Source organism: Flavobacterium sp., from assembly GCF_003525665.1.
Taxonomy (GTDB): Bacteria; Bacteroidota; Bacteroidia; order Flavobacteriales; family Flavobacteriaceae; genus Flavobacterium.
This window is the reverse complement of record NZ_DQDX01000059.1, coordinates 6,325-9,450: the sequence shown is the minus strand read 5'-3', so window position 1 is coordinate 9,450 and position 3,126 is coordinate 6,325. Positions and strand designations below refer to the sequence as shown.

General features: G+C 35.3%; 4 protein-coding genes. 2 read left to right on the top strand and 2 right to left on the bottom strand.

Going from position 1 to position 3,126, the window contains the following annotated elements:
- Positions 1–102: 102 nt before the first annotated feature.
- A complete protein-coding gene (locus DIU01_RS04185) occupies positions 103–975 on the top strand; it encodes a cyanophycinase (protein ID WP_290831990.1) in 873 nt (290 codons plus the stop codon).
- 75 nt (positions 976–1,050) lie between these two features.
- Positions 1,051–1,893 carry an isoaspartyl peptidase/L-asparaginase gene (locus DIU01_RS04180; RefSeq protein WP_290831989.1) on the top strand — a complete coding sequence of 281 codons (843 nt, stop codon included), beginning with the start codon at positions 1,051–1,053 and terminating at the stop codon, positions 1,891–1,893.
- Positions 1,894–2,090: 197 nt separating this feature from the next.
- Here DIU01_RS04180 and rplT read toward each other — a convergent pair whose 3' ends face one another.
- Together rplT and groES are read right to left on the bottom strand one after the other, a co-directional pair.
- Entirely contained in the window at positions 2,091–2,435 is a 345-nt protein-coding gene (gene rplT, locus DIU01_RS04175; protein WP_035124202.1) for a 50S ribosomal protein L20, read from the bottom strand.
- A 149-nt stretch (positions 2,436–2,584) separates the two neighbouring features.
- Positions 2,585–2,860 (bottom strand): co-chaperone GroES, encoded by a 276-nt coding sequence (groES, locus tag DIU01_RS04170; protein WP_035125548.1) that lies wholly within the window; start codon positions 2,858–2,860, stop codon positions 2,585–2,587.
- Between the last annotated feature and the right edge of the window lie 266 nt (positions 2,861–3,126).

Here is a 3,126-nt window from a genome sequence, read left to right as displayed (position 1 = left end):
AATTTATTTCGACTAAAATTATCAACTTTTTTTGGTAATAAATTATTTGAAAAAAAAGTGGTCAATAATTGCACGTTATATCTTTTTATTTATTTTTACAAAATGAACATACGAGGAAAATTAATTATAATTGGTGGAGCTGTTGACAAGGGCAGTTTTACTGAAACGAATTTGGACAGAAATGCTCCAAAGAACTTGAATTTTTTTGAAGAAGGAATCTTAAAAAGAGTCATAAAAGAATCAAAACTTAAGGAATTATCTAGAATTGAAGTAATTACAACCGCTTCTAAAATCCCAAAAGAAATTGGGCCAGAATACGTTAAGGCTTTAAATTATCTGGGTGCAAATAATGTAGATATTTTGGACATTGTACGTCGTGAACAAGCAATGGATCCTGAAGTTTTAGCACGTTTACGAGCTGCAGATGTAGTGATGTTTACTGGTGGCGATCAATTGCGATTGACTTCTATTTTAGGCGGAACACAATTTGATGATATTCTACGAGAAAAATACATAAATGAAGATTTCATATATGCAGGAACTTCGGCTGGTGCAGCTGCGGCTTCTAGTAGCATGATTTATCAAGGAAGTAGTAGTGAAGCTTTGTTGAAAGGCGAAGTAAAAATTACATCTGGATTAGGATTAATTGATGGTGTAATCATCGATACCCATTTTGTGCAACGCGGACGCATTGGTAGACTTTTTCAAGCGGTTGTAGGAAACCCCAAAGTTCTCGGAATTGGACTTGGAGAAGACACAGGTTTGTTAATCACAAATGGTCGTCAGATGGAAGCAATTGGTTCGGGACTTGTTATTTTAGTTGATGGTCGTGAAGTGAAAGACACGAATTTAACTCAAGTAGAATTAGGTCAGCCAATTTCGATTAATCATTTAGTTACACACGTAATGAGTAAGAATGATACGTTTGATTTGGATACTTTTAAAATGACTATTAAATCGTCACAATACGTTTAAAATAAGTTTGTTGTTTATAGTTTATAGTTACGCGTTAACTACAAACTATAAACCACTAACCACAAACTACAAACAATGAAAATAATAATTCACGGCGGTTTTTTCTCAGAATCCTCTACCAATCACGAAACCAAGGTTGCTAAACAAGAAGCATTATTGCGAATTGTAAAAGATTCGTATGCTTATTTGCAAACGCATTCTGCTGTTGAAACAGTTGTTTATGCAGTTTCATTATTGGAAGATGATGCATTGTTTAATGCAGGAATTGGTTCTCAGATTCAAAGTGATGGCAAAATTAGAATGAGTGCTTCTTTGATGGATGGAACAACACAAAAGTTTAGTGGTGTCATTAATATTGAAGAAGTTAAAAATCCGATACAAGTTGCTTTAGAATTGATGAAAGTTGATGATAGAGTCTTGGGTGGAAGTGGAGCAACCGATTTTGCAAGACAACACGGATTTGAAATATTTTCTACAGAAATTCCACAGCGAAGAGCCGAATATGAAGCGAAATTAGCTGCAACCGGAACTGGAACTGTAGGATGCGTAGCATTAGATAAAAACGGAAATCTCGCTGCTGCAACTTCTACTGGCGGAAAAGGATTTGAAATTCCAGGAAGAATATCTGATAGCGCTACCGTTGCTGGAAACTATGTGAATGAGTTTTGTGGTGTAAGTTTAACTGGAGTAGGCGAGGACATTGTAAGTAATGCGACCGCTGCTAAAATTGTAACTCGTGTCACAGATGGATTCCCATTAGACAAAGCGTTCGAAAAAACCTTTACAGAATTGAAGCCTTATGATGGTTTTGCAGGTGCAATTGCCATTGATAAAGACGGAAACATGTTTCACCAAGATTCGCACCCAAGTATGGTTTTTGCGAGTTTTGACGGTGAGAATGAAAAAGTTTTTGGTTAGGTTGTTTATTGAAAATAGTTGTTCTAATATAGCCCTGATTGAAGCGGCATCTCCCGATTTTTCATCGGGAATATAGCGAAAAGCAGTACAGGTGTTGATTGAAAGATTGGCGTCTGCTTTTAAAACAAAAAAAATCCCAATCTTTCGACTGGGATTTTCTTTATGTAAGTAAGTTAAACTGGTTGTACAAACGTTTTTTATTTTACTTTATTCACAACAGCTTTGAAAGCTTCTGGGTGATTCATTGCTAAATCTGCTAATACTTTACGGTTCAATTCGATTCCGTTTTTCTTAACTAATCCCATGAATTGAGAGTAACTTAATCCTTCTAATCTAGCACCAGCGTTGATACGCATAATCCATAGAGCACGGAAGTTTCTCTTGTTTTGTTTTCTATCGCGATAAGCATAAACCATCGCTTTTTCAACTGCGTTTTTAGCAACAGTCCAAACGTTTTTACGACGACCAAAGAAACCTTTGGCTTGCTTCATTATCTTTTTTCTTCTTGCTCTTTTAGCAACTGAATTTACTGATCTTGGCATAATTTTCTTGTGTTTTTGTAGCAGGCGTTCCGAATTTAATCAAGGAAACTTGAGGCCATACTCCAAGGTTATTTAAATTGTTTTTAACCTAAAGAATTATTTTTTTAAGATTTAAGTCTTAATACTTAATACTCAAATCTTAATACTAATTAAATAATTGCAAGAATATCGTCTTCTCTCATTATTAAATAATCTTTCCCATCAAGCTTTAAATCGGTTCCTGCATATTTGCCATAAAGAACGGTGTCACCAACTTTTACTGTCATTGGTTCGTCTTTTTTACCATTTCCTACAGCAAGTACAGTTCCTTTTTGTGGTTTTTCTTTAGCTGTATCGGGAATTATAATTCCAGAAGCAGTTTGTGTTTCGGCTGCTGCTGGTTCCACAATTACGCGGTCTGAAAGCGGTTTAATGTTTAATGCCATAATGTGTATATTTTATAAATTATTAAAATTTAATTGTTGCTTTTGGTTAGTCAGAAATTGTGCCAATTGACCAATACTGACATATTTTCAGCGAAGGTAAGAAAAGTTGACAAAAGGGTAAAAGGATTGTCTAATATCCCGAAGTTTCGGGACTGACTGAAATGGTATCCTTTTTCTTTTTAGAAAAAGATATAATGAAAGTTGTCCTTCGACAGGCTCAGGATGACAGGATTGCAAAAATGCGCAATCCCGAAGCTTCGGGAATT

Excerpts from the sequence above, each read along its gene's own strand:
- rplT (WP_035124202.1), bottom strand. The coding sequence starts at position 2,435 with ATGCCAAGATCAGTAAATTCAGTTGCTAAAAGAGCAAGAAGAAAAAAG.
- DIU01_RS04180 (WP_290831989.1), top strand. The coding sequence starts at position 1,051 with ATGAAAATAATAATTCACGGCGGTTTTTTCTCAGAATCCTCTACCAAT.
- DIU01_RS04185 (WP_290831990.1), top strand. The coding sequence starts at position 103 with ATGAACATACGAGGAAAATTAATTATAATTGGTGGAGCTGTTGACAAG.
- groES (WP_035125548.1), bottom strand. The coding sequence starts at position 2,860 with ATGGCATTAAACATTAAACCGCTTTCAGACCGCGTAATTGTGGAACCA.